The organism is Bacillus sp. FSL L8-0193 (genome assembly GCF_037976065.1).
GTDB classification, from domain to species: domain Bacteria; phylum Bacillota; class Bacilli; order Bacillales; family Bacillaceae; genus Bacillus; species Bacillus paralicheniformis.
Window position 1 is genome coordinate 1,689,524 of record NZ_CP150261.1, and the last position, 19,337, is coordinate 1,708,860.

The 19,337-nt window shown below is 47.6% G+C and carries 14 protein-coding genes; all 14 read left to right on the forward strand.

From position 1 onward, the window contains the following. Nucleotides 1–196: 196 nt before the first annotated feature. The 14 genes from MHH76_RS08560 (at nt 197) to MHH76_RS08625 (ending at nt 19,192) form a co-directional block, all read left to right on the forward strand. Nucleotides 197–1,663, forward strand: a complete 1,467-nt coding sequence (locus tag MHH76_RS08560) for a UDP-N-acetylmuramoyl-L-alanyl-D-glutamate--2,6-diaminopimelate ligase (protein WP_020451298.1) — start codon at nt 197–199, stop codon at nt 1,661–1,663. A 127-nt stretch (nt 1,664–1,790) separates the two neighbouring features. Then, nucleotides 1,791–2,765 (forward strand): phospho-N-acetylmuramoyl-pentapeptide-transferase, encoded by a 975-nt coding sequence (gene mraY / locus MHH76_RS08565; RefSeq protein ID WP_020451299.1) that lies wholly within the window; start codon nt 1,791–1,793, stop codon nt 2,763–2,765. Continuing rightward, nucleotides 2,766–4,121: a UDP-N-acetylmuramoyl-L-alanine--D-glutamate ligase gene (gene murD, locus MHH76_RS08570; RefSeq protein WP_020451300.1), complete on the forward strand. Its 1,356-nt coding sequence runs from the start codon at nt 2,766–2,768 to the stop codon at nt 4,119–4,121. A 52-nt stretch (nt 4,122–4,173) separates the two neighbouring features. Then, nucleotides 4,174–5,274 carry a stage V sporulation protein E gene (gene spoVE, locus MHH76_RS08575; RefSeq protein WP_020451301.1) on the forward strand — a complete coding sequence of 367 codons (1,101 nt, stop codon included), beginning with the start codon at nt 4,174–4,176 and terminating at the stop codon, nt 5,272–5,274. Nucleotides 5,275–5,345: 71 nt separating this feature from the next. Next, on the forward strand, nt 5,346–6,446 hold the full coding sequence (gene murG, locus MHH76_RS08580) for an undecaprenyldiphospho-muramoylpentapeptide beta-N-acetylglucosaminyltransferase (RefSeq protein WP_020451302.1): 1,101 nt from the start codon (nt 5,346–5,348) through the stop codon (nt 6,444–6,446). A 28-nt stretch (nt 6,447–6,474) separates the two neighbouring features. After that, complete coding sequence (gene murB / locus MHH76_RS08585) at nt 6,475–7,386, forward strand: UDP-N-acetylmuramate dehydrogenase (protein ID WP_020451303.1); 912 nt, start codon at nt 6,475–6,477, stop codon at nt 7,384–7,386. A 205-nt stretch (nt 7,387–7,591) separates the two neighbouring features. Beyond that, nucleotides 7,592–8,380, forward strand: a complete 789-nt coding sequence (locus tag MHH76_RS08590; protein ID WP_020451304.1) for a cell division protein FtsQ/DivIB — start codon at nt 7,592–7,594, stop codon at nt 8,378–8,380. Continuing rightward, on the forward strand, nt 8,377–9,069 hold the full coding sequence (locus MHH76_RS08595) for a DUF881 domain-containing protein (RefSeq protein ID WP_020451305.1): 693 nt from the start codon (nt 8,377–8,379) through the stop codon (nt 9,067–9,069). Before MHH76_RS08590 ends, MHH76_RS08595 begins: the two co-directional genes overlap by 4 nt. Before the next feature lie 64 nt (nt 9,070–9,133). After that, complete coding sequence (locus MHH76_RS08600; RefSeq protein ID WP_223254806.1) at nt 9,134–9,820, forward strand: DUF881 domain-containing protein; 687 nt, start codon at nt 9,134–9,136, stop codon at nt 9,818–9,820. Beyond that, nucleotides 9,820–10,173: a small basic family protein gene (locus MHH76_RS08605; protein WP_003181559.1), complete on the forward strand. Its 354-nt coding sequence runs from the start codon at nt 9,820–9,822 to the stop codon at nt 10,171–10,173. The genes MHH76_RS08600 and MHH76_RS08605 overlap by 1 nt, the downstream gene beginning before the upstream one ends. 183 nt (nt 10,174–10,356) lie before the next feature. Further along, complete coding sequence (gene ftsA, locus MHH76_RS08610) at nt 10,357–11,655, forward strand: cell division protein FtsA (protein ID WP_020451307.1); 1,299 nt, start codon at nt 10,357–10,359, stop codon at nt 11,653–11,655. A 34-nt stretch (nt 11,656–11,689) separates the two neighbouring features. Beyond that, on the forward strand, nt 11,690–12,823 hold the full coding sequence (gene ftsZ / locus MHH76_RS08615) for a cell division protein FtsZ (protein WP_020451308.1): 1,134 nt from the start codon (nt 11,690–11,692) through the stop codon (nt 12,821–12,823). A gap of 370 nt (nt 12,824–13,193) precedes the next feature. Next, nucleotides 13,194–14,702, forward strand: coding sequence for a S8 family serine peptidase (locus tag MHH76_RS08620; RefSeq protein ID WP_050820750.1), 1,509 nt, complete (start codon nt 13,194–13,196; stop codon nt 14,700–14,702). Nucleotides 14,703–14,893: 191 nt separating this feature from the next. Beyond that, nucleotides 14,894–19,192, forward strand: coding sequence for a S8 family peptidase (locus tag MHH76_RS08625; RefSeq protein ID WP_025811369.1), 4,299 nt, complete (start codon nt 14,894–14,896; stop codon nt 19,190–19,192). Nucleotides 19,193–19,337 lie beyond the last annotated feature (145 nt).

A 19,337-nucleotide genomic window follows, 5' to 3' on the forward strand; every position in this document is an offset into this window, starting at 1 on the left:
ATAAGGAGCGGCAACCGGCTGATGTCCGGGGGCCGTTCCTCCTAAAAAATATATAGATTTTAAAGGATTAGCTGGATGTATCCTCTTTTTTACGCTAAAATATGAACTGTATGTCTGCATGCAGCTCGTGCGGTTAATCAACGCAGGAACATATGACAACGAATGAAGAATGATTAGACTTGAGAGGTTTGATACGATGAAATTAACAAAGCTTCTTACATATTTAAAAAATGCACCTTCCTATGCCGGCCAAGAAGACCCTGATATAACTTCAATTGAGATGGACTCCAGGGAAGTCAAGACAGGGAGTCTTTTTGTTTGTATAAAAGGCTATACAGTCGACGGGCATGACTACGCCCGGCAAGCCGCTGAAAAAGGGGCTGCCGCTATCGTGGCGGAAAGGGAAGTTGACGCCGATGTGCCGGTGATCATCGTCCGCCATACGAAGAGAGCGCTTGCCGTGCTGTCGGACGCCTTTTACGGACAGCCGACGAAGCAGCTGAAGCTGATCGGCATTACAGGCACAAACGGCAAGACATCGACTTCTCACATGGTGGAGGAGATCTTTAGAAAAGCCGGGAGCCGCACAGGACTGATCGGCACGATGTACACGAAAATCCATGACGAAACGTTCGATGCAAAAAATACGACGCCGGAAAGCGTCACACTTCAAAAAACGTTTAGAAAAATGGTTGATCAGGATGTGGATACAGCCGTCATGGAAGTGTCTTCACACGCTCTCCACATGGGCCGGGTCCACGGGTGTGATTACGATATCGCCGCATTTACGAACCTGACTCAGGACCACCTTGACTACCACCGGACAATGGAAGAATATAAACATGCGAAAAGTCTGCTTTTCTCTCAGCTCGGCGGATCTTTTAACCACGATACACCGAAGTGGGCCGTGCTGAATGCGGATGACCCTGCTTCAGCGTATTTCGCCCAAGTGACGTCAGCACACCTTTTGACATACGGAATTCAAAACGATGCCGATGTCATGGCTGAAAATATCAAAATGGCTCCGAAAGGGACAACCTTTGATCTGGTGACGCCCAAAGGTACTGCACAAGTAACGATTCCGCTTGTCGGCCTCTTTAACGTCTACAATGTTTTAACGGCCGCGGGGATCGCACTAGCAGCGGATATCCCGTTTGCCACGATCACAGAAGGAATTGAAGGGCTGAAAGGCGTCAGAGGAAGATTTGAGCTTGTGGACGCCGGCCAGGACTTTCCGGTAATCGTCGACTATGCCCATACTCCTGACAGCCTCGAAAATGTCTTGAACACGTGCAGAGGCTTAACGGAAGGAAAGCTGTTTGTCGTCGTCGGCTGCGGAGGGGACCGCGATAAGACGAAGCGTCCGAAAATGGCGAAAATTGCCGTTGACCTTGCCGATGAACCGGTCTTTACAGCCGATAATCCGAGAAGCGAAGACCCGCTCGCCATTTTAAACGATATGGAGGAAGGCGTAAAAGGGGCTTACTATCACAGCATCGTCAACCGTGAGCAGGCGATCTTTTTTGCCATTGCAAACGCCAAAAAAGGCGATGTCGTCCTGATCGCAGGCAAAGGCCATGAAACCTATCAGCAGATCGGCGGTCAAACCTTTGATTTTGATGATGCTGAGGTGGCCAAAAGAGCCATTCTTGAGCTGAAATAACCGAAAAAGAACTACAGGAAAGAGTTGTTGAAATGATGGATGAAATAAATCAACATATGAAAAAAAACAGTGAATATGATAAATGCGTATGCTGCTACTTATATCACGCGGAAAGGAGAGAAGAACGATGCTCGAACAAGTAATTTTATTTACCATTATCATGGGCTTTTTAATCAGCGTTCTTTTATCTCCGATTTTCATTCCGTTTTTAAGAAGGCTGAAATTCGGGCAGAGCATCCGTGAGGAAGGTCCGAAATCCCATCAGAAAAAATCGGGAACGCCGACGATGGGCGGCGTCATGATCATATTGTCGATTATCGCGACGACCATTGTCATGACAATGAAATTTTCCGAAGTCAGCATGAACATGATCCTTCTCTTGTTTGTTACGGTTGGATACGGCTTGCTCGGCTTTTTGGATGATTATATTAAAGTCGTGATGAAGCGCAACCTTGGACTCACATCCAAACAAAAACTGATCGGCCAAATCGTGATTGCTCTGGTATTCTATGCCGTCTACCACTTCCAAGGGCTGCCGACTGACATCCGCATTCCGGGAACAGAGCTGTCATTTGATTTCGGCTGGATTTATCCGGTGCTCGTCATCTTTATGCTTGTCGGCGGTTCAAATGCTGTCAACCTGACTGACGGGCTTGACGGGCTGTTGTCTGGTACTGCTGCCATCGCGTTCGGTGCGTTTGCAATTTTGGCATGGAACCAGTCGCAATACGATGTCGCCATTTTCGCGGTTGCTGTTGTCGGAGCGGTGTTGGGATTTCTTGTGTTTAACGCGCACCCCGCGAAAGTCTTTATGGGAGATACAGGATCGCTTGCCCTCGGAGGGGCGATTGTGACGATCGCGATTTTAACGAAACTGGAAATCCTGCTTGTCATCATCGGCGGCGTATTCGTCATTGAAACGCTGTCCGTCATTTTGCAGGTCATTTCATTTAAAACGACCGGCAAACGAATTTTCAAAATGAGCCCTCTTCACCATCATTACGAACTTGTCGGATGGTCTGAGTGGAGAGTTGTCGTCACTTTTTGGACAGCGGGACTTCTGCTTGCCGTCTTAGGAATTTACATCGAGGTGTGGTTATAAGTGGATACTCAAGATTTATTGCAAAATCAAAATGTGCTCGTACTGGGGCTGGCGAAAAGCGGATATGCTGCCGCTTCGATCCTTCATGAAAAAGGCGTAAAGGTTGTCGTGAATGACCAGCTGCCTTTTGAGGAGAATGAACCTGCGCGGATTCTCGCGGAAAAAGGGGTGGAAGTCGTCTGCGGCTCTCATCCGACGGAACTGTTTGATCTTCATTCGATCGACATTCTGATTAAAAATCCGGGCATCCGCTATGAAAACGTGATGGTCGAAGAAGCGCTGAAGCGGGGCATACCGGTCTGGACGGAGGTTGAACTTGCCTATCATCTGACAGATGCTCCGTTCATCGGCATTACCGGTTCAAACGGAAAGACGACAACGACAACGCTTGTTTATGAAATGCTGAAAGCCGATTCGAAAAAAGCGCTCGTTGCTGGTAATATCGGCACGGCGGCAAGCGAAGTGGCCAATCAGGCCGGCGGAGACGAATGGATCGTGACAGAGCTGTCGAGTTTTCAGCTCATGGGGACTTATCAATTCAGACCGAAAATCGGATTGTTATTAAACGTATTTGATGCCCATCTCGATTATCACCATTCCCGCCAAAATTATGAGCTTGCCAAACAGCAGGTCTATCGAAATCAATCGGAAACAGACGTTGCCGTTGTCAATTTGGACGATGAGACAGTCGTACGGCTTGCCGAGTGTTCAAAAGCGGAGAAGGTGTATTTTTCGGTCCGCCGGACACTTGAGCGCGGAGCGTGCGTGAAAGACGGCGTGATCATGTTTAACGGTGAACCGGTCATGCCGCTTGAAGACGTCGTTTTGCCGGGAGAGCACAATTTGGAGAACATTTTGGCCGCCCTTTGCATTGTTAAAACCGCAGGCGTCTCCGATGAGGCCGTCCGCAAGGTGCTGACGAGCTTTACCGGTGTAAAGCACAGGATGCAATACGTCGCGACGATCAAAAACAGACTGTTTTACAATGACAGCAAAGCGACAAACATTCTTGCGACCAAAAAAGCGCTGTCCGCCTTTCAAAAGCCGGTCATTTTGCTGGCAGGGGGGCTTGACCGCGGAAATGAATTCGATGAACTAAAGCCGCATATGTCTTTTGTCAAAGCGGTGATCACATTCGGCGAGACCGCACCGAAGTTTGAGAAGCTGGCCGAAGAAATGGGAATACAACAGGTTAAACGTGTCGATAATGTTGAACAAGCAGCAACTGCGGCGTTCAGCCTGTCAGACGAAGGAGATGTCATTCTTCTGTCCCCGGCCTGTGCAAGCTGGGATCAGTACAAAACATTTGAAGAACGTGGTGACATGTTTGTAAACGCCGTGCATATGCTTAAATAAGGGCTTGTCTCGTAAAGATAGCCCTAAGAATTAGAGCTTGGGGTGTTCGGCTTTGCAAACAAAAAAAACGTCACCGGATTTTTTGCTGGTTATCATTACGCTATTGCTTTTAACAATTGGACTGATTATGGTATACAGCGCCAGTGCAGTATGGGCGACTTACAAATACGACGACTCCTTTTTCTTTGCGAAACGGCAGCTTTTATTTGCCGGCATCGGGGTCATCGCCATGTTTTTCATCATGAATGTCGACTACTGGACGTGGAGAACTTATGCGAAAATACTGATCATAGTATGTTTCTTTCTGCTCATCATCGTCCTTGTTCCCGGGATCGGCATGGAACGGAACGGGTCGAGGAGCTGGATCGGAGTCGGCGCTTTCAGCATTCAGCCGTCCGAGTTTATGAAGCTCGCGATGATCGCATTTTTGGCCAAGTTTTTATCTGAAAAGCAAAAGAATATTACATCGTTTAGAAAAGGCTTTGTGCCGGCGCTGGGTATTGTCTTTTCAGCTTTTTTGATCATCATGATGCAGCCTGACCTTGGAACAGGAACCGTAATGGTCGGCACATGCATCATTATGATCTTCGTCGCGGGTGCGAGAATTTCACACTTCGTTTTTCTCGGTCTTCTGGGTCTGAGCGGCTTTGTCGGCCTTGTGCTGTCGGCGCCGTACCGGATCAAAAGGATCACTTCATACTTGAACCCTTGGGAGGACCCTTTGGGGAGCGGCTTTCAAATCATTCAGTCTCTTTATGCGGTGGGGCCCGGCGGGCTGTTCGGCCTCGGCCTCGGCCAGAGCAGGCAAAAGTTTTTTTATCTGCCTGAGCCGCAGACAGATTTTATTTTCGCGATTTTATCAGAGGAGCTCGGCTTTATCGGCGGATCGCTGATTCTTTTGCTCTTCAGCGTTCTATTATGGAGAGGCATCAGAATCGCGCTCGGTGCGCCCGATTTATACGGCAGTTTTGTCGCCGTCGGCGTCATTTCGATGATAGCGATTCAGGTTATGATCAATATTGGCGTCGTGACCGGCCTGATTCCTGTTACAGGCATCACGCTTCCGTTTTTAAGTTATGGCGGTTCATCACTGACCTTGATGCTTATGGCGGTCGGCGTGCTGCTGAATGTCAGCAGGTATTCTAGATACTAGATTTTGGCGATAACCCTGTTGCGAGATAGCAGGGTTATCGGCGTGTACATAAGGAATAAGGGGGAGAACAGATGCGGATTGTTGTTAGCGGAGGCGGAACGGGCGGCCATATTTATCCCGCCCTTGCGTTTATTAAAGAAGTGAAACGGCATCATGAAGATGTTGAGTTTTTATATATCGGAACCGAAAAAGGCCTGGAGAAAAATATCGTCGAGCGGGAAGGGATCCCTTTCAAGGCGATTGAAATTACGGGTTTTAAAAGAAAGCTGTCATTTGAAAACGTCAAAACCGTCATGCGTTTTTTAAAGGGTGTAAAAGAATGCAAAAAAGAATTAAAACGGTTTAAGCCCGACGCGGTGATCGGCACGGGCGGCTACGTGTGCGGACCCGTGGTATACGCCGCTTCAAAACTGGGGATTCCGACGATTATCCACGAACAAAACAGCCTTCCCGGACTCACCAATAAGTTTTTATCCAAATATGTTGATAAGGTAGCCATTTGTTTTGATGAAGCGAAACCGCATTTTCCTGCAGAAAAAGTTGTTTTTACAGGAAACCCGAGGGCGTCTGAAGTCGTCTCTATAAAAGGGGGCCGTTCCATGACCACTTTGGGCCTTTCAGAAGGCAAAAAAACGGTCCTTATTTTCGGAGGCAGCCGCGGTGCCACTCCGATCAATGAAGCGGTTATCGCGATGCAAAACGAATTAAAAAAGCGGGATTACCAGGTTCTTTATGTCACAGGGGAAGTTCACTATGATAAAGTAACAGCTGCGCTTAAAAAAGAAGGCCCCGCTCCGAATATGGTCGTTCAGCCATTTCTCCATCAAATGCCCGAGTACTTAAAAGAGTTCGAAGTCGTCGTGGCACGTGCGGGAGCAACGACAATAGCGGAAATCACCGCGCTCGGTATTCCAAGCGTATTGATTCCGAGTCCGTACGTTACGGCCAACCACCAGGAAGTGAACGCACGCTCACTAGGAGAGCAGAACGCCGCTGTCGTTTTAAAAGAATCAGAGCTTAATGGAGACCGCTTAATTCAGGCGATCGATCATATTTTACAAGACGAAAAGACGCTGCAAGAGATGAAGAGCCGCGCGAAGTCGCTTGGCGTGCCGGACGCGGCCGAACGCTTGTACAATGTGCTGAAAGAACTGAAACATCATGCAAAATGATAAGACAGAAGGATTTTGGAGGTTTTCGATGGATAAGGTGATACAAGAATTAAAAGAACTTGAAGTCGGCAAAGTTCTGGAAAACGAGCCGCTCAGCAACCATACTACGATTAAAATCGGAGGACCGGCTGACGTGCTGGTGGTTCCGAAAAACATTCAAGCTGTCAAAGATACGATGAAGGTGATCAAGAAGCACGGCGTCAAGTGGACGGCCATCGGCAGAGGCTCGAATCTTCTTGTCCTTGATGAAGGGATAAGAGGCGTTGTCATCAAGCTCGGACAGGGGCTTGACCATATGGAAATCGACGGCGAGCAAGTAACGGTCGGCGGCGGCTACTCTGTCGTAAGGCTTGCGACAGGCATCAGCAAAAAAGGGCTTTCCGGCCTCGAGTTTGCCGCGGGCATTCCGGGTTCGGTCGGCGGAGCGGTTTACATGAATGCCGGAGCCCACGGTTCTGATATCAGCAGGGTATTGGTGAAAGCATTGATCCTGTTTGAAGACGGAACGATCGATTGGCTGACGAATGAAGAGATGGCGTTCAGCTACCGCACGTCCATCCTGCAAAACGAGCGGCCGGGCATATGTCTTGAAGCCGTTCTCCAGCTGGAGCAAAAAGAACGCGATGAGATCGTTGCGCAAATGCAGAAAAACAAAGACTACCGAAAAGAAACGCAGCCTGTGTCCAACCCTTGCGCAGGGAGCATCTTCAGAAACCCGCTGCCTGAACATGCGGGCCGGCTAGTAGATGAGGCTGGTTTGAAAGGCCATCAGATCGGCGGGGCAAAGGTTTCAGAGATGCACGGCAATTTTATCGTCAACGCAGGCGGCGCAACAGCACAAGACGTCCTGGATTTGATTGCATTCATTCAAAAAACGATTAAAGAAAAATACGATATCGACATGCACACTGAGGTCGAAATTATCGGAGAAAAACGGTAAACGGCCTCTCTACTTCAGATCGCCTTATGATATAATGTATGAAACAAACAAGCAAACGGCATCCTAGTATGTCGTTTGTTTCGCTAAATGGAAGCTTTTTAGCTTGCCCCGTGCTTTCATATGTCGAAAAGCGCGTCATTTTTCCGAACAAAAATAAGCAAATAAAAGTCTTTTTGTCTGCTTTATTAACCTGAGGTGAGCCTACGTGAAACCCGGTATTGATAAAGAAAAAGTAGTGAATATAGAAGAACGGATTCCCAAAATCAAAGAACAGCGAAAGCAAAAGGCAAACCGCCGGCTGATCACCTTTATTCTGCTCTTTTTCACGATGATGCTGATCATCATTTACCTGCAGACGCCGATCAGCAAAGTTTCGACGGTAGAGATCAAAGGAAACAAAAACGTTTCAAAAGACCAGATCATTTCCCTGTCTTCGATCCATAAAGGACAGACGGAATTCTGGAGTCTGAGCAAGCAAAAGGCCGCAGAAAAGATCGAGCAGAATAAATTGATCAAAAAAGCCGAAATCTCTAAACAGCTGCCCAACAAAATCGCCATCTCCATCGAAGAGTATAAAAGCATTGCGTTTTTGCAAAAACACAATGTGTACTACTCCGTGCTTGAAAACGGCACGGTGCTTCCTGAAGAGGTGACGCCGACTGACATCGGACCGACCCTTAATAACTGGGAGGAAGACGAAAAGCTCGTTCAAATGGCAAAACAGCTGAACAAGCTTTCCGATTCCGTGAAAAAATCGATTTCCGAGATTAACTATACGCCTCAAAAATCAAATCCTTGGCTGATCAGACTGTATATGAACGACGGCTATATCGTGACGGCTTCGCTGAAAACGTTCGGACAGAAAATGAACAGCTATCCGGCGATCGTAAAAGAGCTGCCGAAAGGGGAAAAAGGCATTATCCATATGGAAGTCGCGACTTATTTTGAACCTCTGAAAAAAACGGATGAAAGCAAAAAGGGAGACGGAAATTGAAGAGGCACACAGTCAATCTTTCACTCGCCATGCTTGTCCTCGGATTCCTGCTGTCTTTCTCCTATCAATTCGCCAGGGAAAACAAAGACCATGAAGAAACAGCTGAAAATTGGAAAGAGGAGTATTCCTTGCGCGACCGGCTGATTTCCCAGGAAAAGCAAAATAAGAAGCTGGAACAGGAGCTTTACAAAAAACAGCAGGAAGTACAGAAAACAGAGACGGCTTTGAAAAAGGAAAAAAAAGAGTATTACAATATTGTTGAAGATGTTGAAAGGTACAGAATGTTCGTCGGGGAAATCGGCGTTCAGGGCGAAGGAATCAAGGTGACGCTGAAAGACGCTTCTTACATACCGGAAGGTGAGAATGTCAACAACTATATCGTACATGAAAGCCACATATTCCGCCTGCTCAATGAGCTGTGGATTTCCGGGGCGGCCGCGGTGTCGATCAACGGACAGCGTGTGACACATCATTCTTACATATCGTGCAACGGTCCTGTCATCACGGTTGACGGCAACCAGTATCCCGCGCCGTTTGTCATTTCGGCCATCGGGGATCCGGATGTGCTGATGCCGGCGCTGAACATTGCAGGAGGGCTTGTGGACCAGCTGAGCCGCGATCATATTTCAGTCAGCATCGAAAAACAAGACCAAATCGAGATGGAGCCCCTTTTAAAGCAGGGGGAATGAACGTTGAAAAGTTGGTGGGCGGACGTTGAAGAAAAATAATCGTTTCATCAGTTTGAGCATCCTGATGCTCATTTTCGGAATTATGCTGTCCGTGCAGTTCAATTCGCTGAAAGCGCCGAAAGTCCGCGATACGCGGGACATTTGGGACCTCAGGGAGGATCTGAAGAAAGAACAGAAAAAACAGCTTGAGCTGATCAGCGAAATTGACAAATATGAAAAAATGCTGAACACATACAGTCATCAAGAAGAAACCTCGCGGACAAAAGCGTTGAATGAAACGCTTCAAAACTTAAAAAAACAGGCCGGCTTCACAGATGTTACAGGGAACGGAATCATCATCACCATTTCTCAGCTTTTCTCGGAAGAACTCACGGGAGAATCCATTCAAAATCCGCCGCCAGACCTTCTGAAAAAGCTGATTAATGAACTGAATATGTATGAAGCGGAAGAAATATCGATCAATGACAGAAGGGTTGTCAACACGACGGTGATCAGGGATATCAACGGAACAACCAAAATCGACGGATATCCTTTGGACAACTATCCGATAACGGTAAAAGTCATCGGCAAAAACGCCGATAAACTATATAGCCGAATGAATGCTTCATCCCTGCAGGATCTGTTCGCGGGAGAAAATCTGGATTTGCAAATCAAAAGGCCTGAAAAACAAATCAAAATCAAAGCTTACGAAGGTTCAATGCAAGTTGCGCCATTGAAACCGCTCGAGAAATCAAAAGGAGAGAATTCCTAATGTGGCTTCCGGTTTTAGGGCTTTTGCTCGGAATTACAATCGGGTTCAGCACGAACTTCACCATTCCGGATGAATACTCAAATTATTTGTCCCTGGCGATTCTTGCATCCCTTGATACTTTGATCGGGGGAATAAGGGCCCATTTGGAAAGTGTATACGATGAACTAGTTTTTGTGACGGGCTTTTTCTTCAATATTATTCTCGCCATAAGTTTGGCTTTTCTGGGCGTTCATCTTGGTGTAGACTTGTATTTAGTCGGTATGTTTGCATTTGGCGTGAGGCTTTTTCAAAACATCGCGGTCATCAGAAGAATACTGCTCGCCAAATGGACGGCCTCGAGGAGAAAAAATTAAAAAAAATCGGATTTAAAAGAGGATATACATAGGATATCACGAATATTCACAGTAATCCTAAAACTAAAAACGAAGCGTATTGGTTTGTATTGATTGTTACACACTTGTAAAACCAGATTCATTGTATTGTTGTTCGGCAAATAATAGAATAGAATTGACTGAAATGTGAGGAGGTGCCATAGAATGAACAACAATGAACTTTACGTCAGTCTAGACATCGGTACGTCCAATATTAAAGTGATCGTCGGTGAAATGTCAGACGATTCTCTTAACATTATCGGAGTCGGAAATGTTCCCTCAGAGGGGCTGAAAAAAGGATCAATCGTTGATATAGATGAAACGGTTCATTCTATAAAAAAAGCGTTTGAACAAGCAGAAAGAATGATAGGTTTTCCGCTGACCCACGCGATCGTCGGGGTTAATGGGAACTACATCCATATTCAAGATACGAACGGTGTTGTGGCTGTCTCAAGCGAGAATAAAGAGATCCACGTTGAAGACGTGCGCCGGGTGATGGAGGCCGCTCAAGTCGTTTCCATCCCGCCTGAACAGCTGATCGTCGATGTGATTCCGAGACAGTTTATCGTTGACGGCAGAGGCGATATTACAGATCCGAAAAAGATGCTCGGCGTCCGCCTTGAAGTGGAAGGATCGCTGATCACGGGCTCTAAAACGATCTTACATAACCTGCTGCGCTGTGTGGAAAGAGCGGGAATTGAAATAACGGATATTTGTCTTCAGCCGCTGGCTGCCGGATCTGTCGCTTTATCAAAGGACGAAAAAAACCTCGGAGTGGCTTTAATCGACATCGGGGGAGGATCGACAACGGTTGCCGTATTTGAGGACGGACATCTTCTTGCGACCCGCGTCATACCCCTGGGAGGAGAAAACATCACCAAGGATATTTCAATCGGATTGCGCACTTCCACAGACGAAGCTGAGCGGGTGAAGAAGCAGTTTGGACATGCTTTCTATGAAGAAGCGTCGGAAGAGGAAACATTTGAAGTCGCCGTGATCGGGACAGACCAAAAGCAGACCTTTTCTCAGCGGGAAGTGGCAGACATTATAGAAGCCAGGCTCGAAGAAATCTTTTTATTCGTGGCAGAGGAACTGCGGAACATGGGAATAAAAGAATTGCCGGGAGGGTTTGTGCTTACAGGGGGACAGGCTGGAATGCCGGGTGTCCTCAGCCTCGCACAGGATGTTCTTCAAAATAACGTCAGAGTGGCTAGCCCGAATTATATCGGTGTAAGAGAACCTCAATACATGACAGGAGTCGGCCTCATCCAATTCGCTTACCGCAACGCAAAAATCCAAGGCAGAAAAGTAGGTTTTAAGATGCCGGAACAAGCGGTTCAGGAAGTCGCGGCAACACATCAAAAAGAAGTGCAGCAGCGACCGAAGCCAAAATCCAAGCAGCACGCTCAAGCTGAGAAAAAGCCGAGCAAAATGAAGAAAATATTTAACTTCTTTTGGGAATAGAGATTAGTCATTCGACGGATTAGGAGGATTTAGCATGTTAGAGTTTGAAACAAATATAGACGGCTTAGCATCGATTAAAGTAATAGGAGTAGGTGGCGGCGGTAACAATGCCGTCAATCGGATGATCGAAAATGACGTTCAGGGAGTCGAGTTTATCGCAGTCAATACGGATGCCCAGGCTCTCAACCTGTCAAAAGCGGAAACGAAAATGCAGATTGGTGCGAAGCTGACGCGCGGGCTCGGCGCAGGAGCCAATCCGGAAGTCGGCAAAAAAGCCGCAGAGGAAAGCAAAGAACAAATTGAAGAAGCGCTGAAAGGTGCAGACATGGTGTTCGTCACAGCCGGAATGGGCGGCGGAACAGGAACGGGCGCGGCACCTGTCATCGCACAAATCGCAAAAGATCTGGGCGCATTGACTGTCGGCGTTGTCACAAGGCCGTTTACCTTTGAAGGAAGAAAAAGACAGCTTCAGGCGGCAGGCGGTATTTCAGCAATGAAGGAAGCCGTCGACACCCTGATCGTCATTCCGAATGACCGTCTTCTTGAAATCGTCGATAAAAACACACCGATGCTTGAAGCGTTCCGCGAAGCGGACAACGTTCTCCGCCAAGGTGTTCAGGGCATTTCAGACTTGATCGCAACACCTGGACTGATCAACCTTGACTTTGCCGACGTCAAAACAATCATGTCCAACAAAGGTTCTGCACTGATGGGTATCGGTGTAGCGACAGGTGAGAACCGCGCTGCAGAAGCCGCTAAAAAAGCTGTTTCCAGCCCGTTGCTTGAAACGGCGATTGACGGTGCCCAAGGCGTGCTGATGAACATTACAGGCGGAGCCAACTTAAGCCTTTACGAAGTTCAGGAAGCAGCGGACATTGTGGCGGCTGCATCTGACCAGGACGTCAACATGATCTTCGGATCTGTCATCAATGAAAACTTGAAAGACGAAATCGTCGTTACGGTCATCGCGACCGGCTTTATCGAACAGGATCAAGATGCATCTAAGCCGCAGAGACCTTTAAACCAAGGCTTAAAACAGCATCATCAGCCTGCTCCGAAACGGGAGCCGAAGCGCGAGGAGCCAAGCATGCCGCATCGCAGCCAATCACAGCCTGCCGAAGATACGCTTGACATCCCGACTTTCTTAAGAAACCGCAATAAACGCTAAAACGTATATAATACATTGGAAAGCTGCCGACAAGAAGTCGGCGGCTTTTTTTATGCGCTGGAACGGATTCTCCCCTCCAAAAGCATCAATTGTCATTCTGATCGAAGCGCCTCCCTCAAAAGCCTTGCATCTAACCTCTCTCTTTTCTCCCGGATGCACGGATTTTCCTTTCAGCTTGTCATCTGGCCGAACTATGAACAGTGAACAAGTCATATGTAAAAAGAACGAATTTACAAACCGACAAAGGAAAAATGACAAAATACGACAATGTCTATAAGTCTTTTCTTTTACCATTATTAATAGTTTCTGTTTCTAGACAAAGAAACGCAAGAAACGACTATATTTGCTATTGCTTAAAGGAGGATGTCATGTGAAGAAAAAGCCATTATTCAGCACATTCATGTGCGCTGCACTCATCGGTTCACTTCTCGCTCCGGCCGCTGTGCAGGCTGAAACAGGCACGACAGCGAAGGCCAAGGAACAAAACAAAATATCAAGCGCTCTTTACAAACGTTTTGAGAAAGAAGATAAAGTGACTTTTTTAATCAAAATGAAAAACCAGGCGAATCTTCAGCAAGCGGCGACAGCGGCTGAAAACCGGGCGAAAGCAAGCGTGATGACCGTGAAAAAAGTAAAAGAAATCAAACGTTCAGCCGTGCTGACGTCCCTGCGTACAAAAGCTGAGAGAACGCAAAAAGACTTAAAATCGTTTTTAGAAAAAGAAGAGAAAAAAGGAACAGCAAAGCAAGTGGAATCTTTTTATATTGTAAATGGCATTGCCGTGACAGCGACAAAGGATGTTATGGAAAAAGCGGCTTCATTTCCGGAGGTTGAAAAAGTGCTGCCAAATCAAAAAATTAAGCTCGGCAACACTGAAAAACCCACGGTAGAATCGAAAACGTCTGCGGATCGTTCCCCCGCTTCCAACATTCAGCAGGTTCATGCGCCTAATGTCTGGAAAAAGCGCTATAAAGGCAAAGGAGCCGTTGTCGCTTCGATTGACACCGGCGTTGAGTGGGATCATCCGGCGTTGAAGACAAAGTACAGGGGCTACAACCCTTCTAAACCGAACAGTCCAGACAATGAGTTCAACTGGTTTGATGCGACAAGCAATAAGAAAACGCCATATGACGACTTGGGCCACGGCACACATGTGACAGGCACGATGGTCGGCTCAGAAGCCGGCGGCAAAAACCAGATCGGTGTCGCACCGACTGCGAAATGGATCGCTGTCAAAGCCTTTTCAGAGGACGGTGGAGACGAAAAATCCCTTTTGGCTGCAGGAGAATGGATTTTGGCTCCGAAAGATGCGAAAGGAAAAGGGCACCCCGAAAAGGCTCCCGATGTCGTCAACAATTCTTGGGCGGGTGAACGCGGACTCAATGAATGGTATTTGGATATTGTCAAAGCTTGGCGGTCAGCTGATATCTTTCCTGCATTCGCAGCAGGTAATGTCAGCGAATTGGAACCGGGCGGACCGGGTTCAGTTGAGAATCCGTCCAACTATCCGCAATCTTTCGCGATAGGCGCAGTTGACAGCGCAAACGCGTTAGCCGATTTTTCATTGCAAGGACCTTCGCCATATGACGAAATCAAGCCCGATATTTCGGCACCGGGCGTCAGCATCCGCTCTGCTTATCCGGGACACAAGTATGCTGCGATGAGCGGAACATCGATGGCGACCCCGCATGTATCAGGGATCGTCGCTTTAATGAGGGAAGCCAATCCGGACCTCACAGTCGATGAAATCGAGCGCATCCTGCTGAATACGGCGACGCCTCTGACTGACAAAACGTTTAAAAAATCGCCGAACAACGGCTACGGATACGGCTTGGTCAACGCTGTAAAAGCTTTTGACGCGGCTAAAAAAACAAAATGATAAAAAAGGACAAAACCGCTTTAACGGTTTTGTCCTTTTTTATCTAATTTTAAACATGACCTTGACAAATACTGACAAAAAAATTAACCAGTTTTTACTATATTTAAGTTACATCAAGGTCAGACAAGGCATCCACAAGGAGAGGAGGACGGACAAGTCCAGCCAATTTCATCAAAAAGGGGGATGTTCATTTGAAAAGAAAGCTGAGAAAAAAGGCGTTTTCCACCATTTTAAGCGGTTTGTTAATCGGCTCGCTGTTCATGCCCGCTGTTTCAGATGCCGCGGCAAAGCCTGCGCTCACTTCGATGAAAGAACAAGCAGCTGCAGGGAAGGGAAAAATTTCAAAATCTCTTGTCAAACAGTTCAAAAAAGAAGATCAAGTCACATTCTTGATCAAACTGAAAGATCAAGTCGATACTCCAAAGGTGGCCAAGCAGGCGGAAAAGAATGCGAAGAAAAAGTCGCTGAGCGCGGCTAAAACAGAATATCAAAAGCGCTCGGCTGTCGTCTCCGCTTTAAGAGTCAAAGCGGATGAGACGCAAAGCGATTTGAAACGTTATTTGAAAAAGCAGGAAAAACAAGGGAAAGTAAAAAAAATCCGCTCCTATTATATTGTCAACGGGATGGCCGTCCATGCGACGAAAGAGGTCATGGAACAAGTAGCGGCTTTTCCGGAAGTAGAGAAAGTGCTCCCGAACGAAACAAGGCAGCTGATCAAGCCGGCTAAACAGTCTGTGAAAAAATCGGCAGCTAAGGATGAAAAAGAAATCGAATGGAATATCAATCGAGTCGACGCGCCAAAAGCCTGGAAATTGGGATATGACGGAACGGGCACGGTTGTCGCGTCAATTGATACGGGCGTGCAATGGGATCATCCGGCATTGAAAGAAAAATACCGCGGATATGACCCGCAGCATCCCGATCAGCCTGATCACGAATTCAGCTGGTACGATGCGGTTTCTGGCGCTTCTGAACCTTTTGACGACCTGGAGCACGGCACGCATGTAACCGGGACGATGGTCGGATCAGAGCCTGACGGCCAAAACCAAATCGGTGTGGCGCCGGGTGCAAAGTGGATTGCCGTGAAAGCTTTTTCGGATGACGGCGGAACGGACGAAGACCTCCTTGCAGCGGGGGAATGGATTTTGGCGCCGAAAGATAAAGATGGCAACCCGCACCCTGAAATGGCTCCGGATGTTGTCAATAACTCGTGGTCAGGGGGAGCCGGGATTGATGAGTTTTACAGGGATATCGTAAAAGCGTGGCGAGCTGCCGGCATCTTCCCTGAGTTCTCTGCGGGGAACGCTGATTTCACCAATCCGGGAGGACCTGCTTCGATTGCCAATCCGGCAAACTACCCCGAAGCGTTCGCGACCGGTGCGACAGACATCGATAATCGCTTAGCCGATTTTTCACTTCAAGGTCCTTCCCCGTATGATGAGACCAAGCCTGAAGTAACAGCACCTGGGGTCAACATTCGCTCTTCTGTCCCTGGAAGCGGCTATCAAGACGGCTGGGACGGCACTTCAATGGCAGGACCGCATGTCGCAGCCGCGGCCGCACTTATCAAGCAGGCCGATTCGTCGATCACCGTTGATGGGATCGAAAAGATTTTGATGGAAACCGCAACACCGCTCACAGACAGCAAATTTACCGAATCGCCGAACAACGGATACGGCCACGGGCTCGTGAACGTGTTTGACGCGGTGTCCGCCGTCACAGAAGGGTTGGGCAAAGCGGAAGGACAAGTCGGAAAAGAAGGCGAAGACAAAAATCCGCCGGTCTTAAACCATCAAGAGATCAAGGAAATTTACTCAGGCTCAGAAACGCCTCTTTCAGTTGATGTGGAAGACGATGTCAGCATCATATCGGTCAAATTAAGCTATAAAACCGATGATTCCGATTGGGTGACGATCGCTGCCAAACAAACTTCCGGCGACTATAAAAAAGGAACGTACGAGGCGGCCGTATCCGTTTCTGAAGGGAAAACGCTTTCCTACAAATGGATTGTCACCGATTTCGGAGGAAACAAAACGGAATCCAAAGTGTACGAAATCCCGATTTCTCCGGCTGTGACCACAGGGTATAAACAAGATTTCGAGAATGCTGCCAACGGCTGGATCACATCAGGTGTGAAGAATTCATGGGAGCGCGGTATTCCTCAGTCAGGCCCGAATGCCGCAGCATCGGGAAAAAACGTATTCGCAACAAATCTGACAGGGCCGTATCAAAGTTCGGCCAATATGAATCTTCTTATGCCTCCTGTCAGCGTTCCAAAAAATCAAAAACTTTATCTCACATACAAATATTGGCACGATATTGAAGAGGACTTCGATTACGGTTTCGTTTACGTACAGCCTGAAGGGAAAGATGAATGGATCCCGGCTGCTGAGTACAGCGGCAGAACGTCAGAATGGAAAGACGGACAGATCGATTTGTCGGAATACGGGGGACAGACGATTAAGATCATGTTCAACCTACAATCTGACGACAGCATTGAAGGTGACGGGCTTTATATCGATGATGTAGCGCTTGTGAAGGAAGTGAAGAGCGCAGGCACGAAAAAACGACTGGGCGTTGAAAAACAGCCGGCTAAAATGAAGGATAAGAAAACGAAGAAACAAACGATTGATCCGAAAAAAGCAAAACCGGCAGAAACCGTTCAAGAACATTCTGAGACGAAAAAAGCAGCTCCTGCAGTTCTTCCGGTGCGGGCTCAGGTCAGCGTGCTGGAGACGGGCAAATCGACATATTCCAACCAAGCAACAGGCGCATACAGTTTGGCTCATGCACCTGGAACGTATACGCTGAAAGCGGAAGCGTACGGATATGAATCAAATGCGCAAACCGTAAAAATCGAGGCCGACAAGACGACGACGGCAGACTTTGTCTTAAAGGAACTGAAGAAAGGGACGCTCACCGGAACGATAAAAAACAAAAAAACGGGCGAACCCGTCCGACATGCAAAGCTGTATATCGTTGAAGATGCATCCGTAAAACCGGTTCAGACGGACGGCGACGGAAGTTATTCATTAACGGCCTATGAAGGCTCGTATACGGTAAAGGTCTCTGCAAACGGATATTACAGCAGCGAGTTTTCCGTTGATTTAAAAGGAGATGTCTCGAAAGATATCGAGCTCGATCCTTTCATCGGCTATCCTGGGGAAATCGGCTATGATGACGGAACCGGGGAAAACGCCTGGGCTTTCTATGAATCCGGCAACGGGCTGGCCGTCAAAATGACGCTCGAAAACGGGCAGGAAAAAGCTATGCTGAAAGGCGGCTTGTTCAAATTCTGGGATACAGAATTCCCGGATCCGGGCGGCACTGATTTTGCAGTCGAGGTCTACGATGCGTCGGGTGAAAAAGGCTCTCCGGGCAAAAAACTCGCCGGCCCGTTCAAAGCTGAAGCGCTCCGCACAGGTGAATGGACGACCGTTGATTTGGGCGATGAAGGCATCCTCGTCGGAAAAGACTTTTACCTCGTGTACGTCCAGACAGAGGACCTGGCCAACTCACCTGGACTTGCTACAGATGAAGACGGGGAATATTCAGGCCGCAACTGGCAGTATACGGACGGCTCATGGTCGAAAGCGCCATCAGACCAAGGCAACTTCATGATCCGCGCTTTGGTCGACTATGAATTGGCGATGCCTGTGATTACGTCGCCTAAAGACGGATTCATTACCAACAAAAAGAATGCTGTCATCGAAGGGACATCGTCTCCGAACACGACCGTTCAGCTCTTTAACGGAGATGAAGAAGCCGGAACGGCGAAAACGGCGGGAGACGGCACTTTCTCAAAAGAGATTCCGCTGAATAAAGGTGAAAATGTGATCACCGCCAAATCGTCATCGGCTTCCGGAACGACGGATGCTTCAGACCCGGTCCGGATCGTCCTTGACCAGAAAAAGCCGAAGCTTACGATTGACACGCCGAAAAGCGGATCAAAACTCAATAAAGAGACTGTCACTGTGAAAGGAACAGTATCAGACGACCACTTAGAATCTGTTCATGTAAACGGCAAAAAAGCGGCTGTTGACAATGGCGAGTATTCTGCAAGGATTATGCTTGACAACGGCCAAAATGAAATCAAAGTAACGGCAGCGGATGCGGCAGGCAACAAAACGACCAAAAAAGTCACGGTGGATGTCAACTTTGAAGCGCCGCAAATCACCGGCTTGAAACCGGCTGAAGACCTCGAGCTCAAAACGGGAGAAACCGTGAAAATCGAGTTTGAAAGCGCCGCTGATTTGGATGCTGTCTTTGTGATCAGAATGCCTCTTACCAATTTCAAAACGGCTGCCCAAAACGTAACAGAGCTGCCGATCAGAGAAGTCTCAAAAGGCAAGTATGAAGGATATTGGACCGCGACTTCAACCGCAAAAGCAAAAGGAGCGGAAATCGAGGTCATCGTCCGGGATGATTACGGCAATGAAACGAGACAAACGGCAAAAGGCAAACTGTACATCAATGAAAAGCTGAAATAAAGGTGAAAAGACGCTGTCTTTAATGGCAGCGTTTTTTTTCGTTTTATGATCGACAAATTCAGTACGAAAACTTCAAAAAATGTACGATTTGCGCAACATTAATTGACAGACTTTACCTTTGGGCTTGATTTATACTTAGGAAAAC

Coding starts and splice junctions, on each gene's coding strand:
- MHH76_RS08560 (WP_020451298.1), top strand. CDS start 197: ATGAAATTAACAAAGCTTCTTACATATTTAAAAAATGCACCTTCCTAT.
- mraY (WP_020451299.1), top strand. CDS start 1,791: ATGCTCGAACAAGTAATTTTATTTACCATTATCATGGGCTTTTTAATC.
- murG (WP_020451302.1), top strand. CDS start 5,346: ATGCGGATTGTTGTTAGCGGAGGCGGAACGGGCGGCCATATTTATCCC.
- murB (WP_020451303.1), top strand. CDS start 6,475: ATGGATAAGGTGATACAAGAATTAAAAGAACTTGAAGTCGGCAAAGTT.
- MHH76_RS08600 (WP_223254806.1), top strand. CDS start 9,134: ATGCTCATTTTCGGAATTATGCTGTCCGTGCAGTTCAATTCGCTGAAA.
- MHH76_RS08605 (WP_003181559.1), top strand. CDS start 9,820: ATGTGGCTTCCGGTTTTAGGGCTTTTGCTCGGAATTACAATCGGGTTC.
- ftsA (WP_020451307.1), top strand. CDS start 10,357: ATGAACAACAATGAACTTTACGTCAGTCTAGACATCGGTACGTCCAAT.
- ftsZ (WP_020451308.1), top strand. CDS start 11,690: ATGTTAGAGTTTGAAACAAATATAGACGGCTTAGCATCGATTAAAGTA.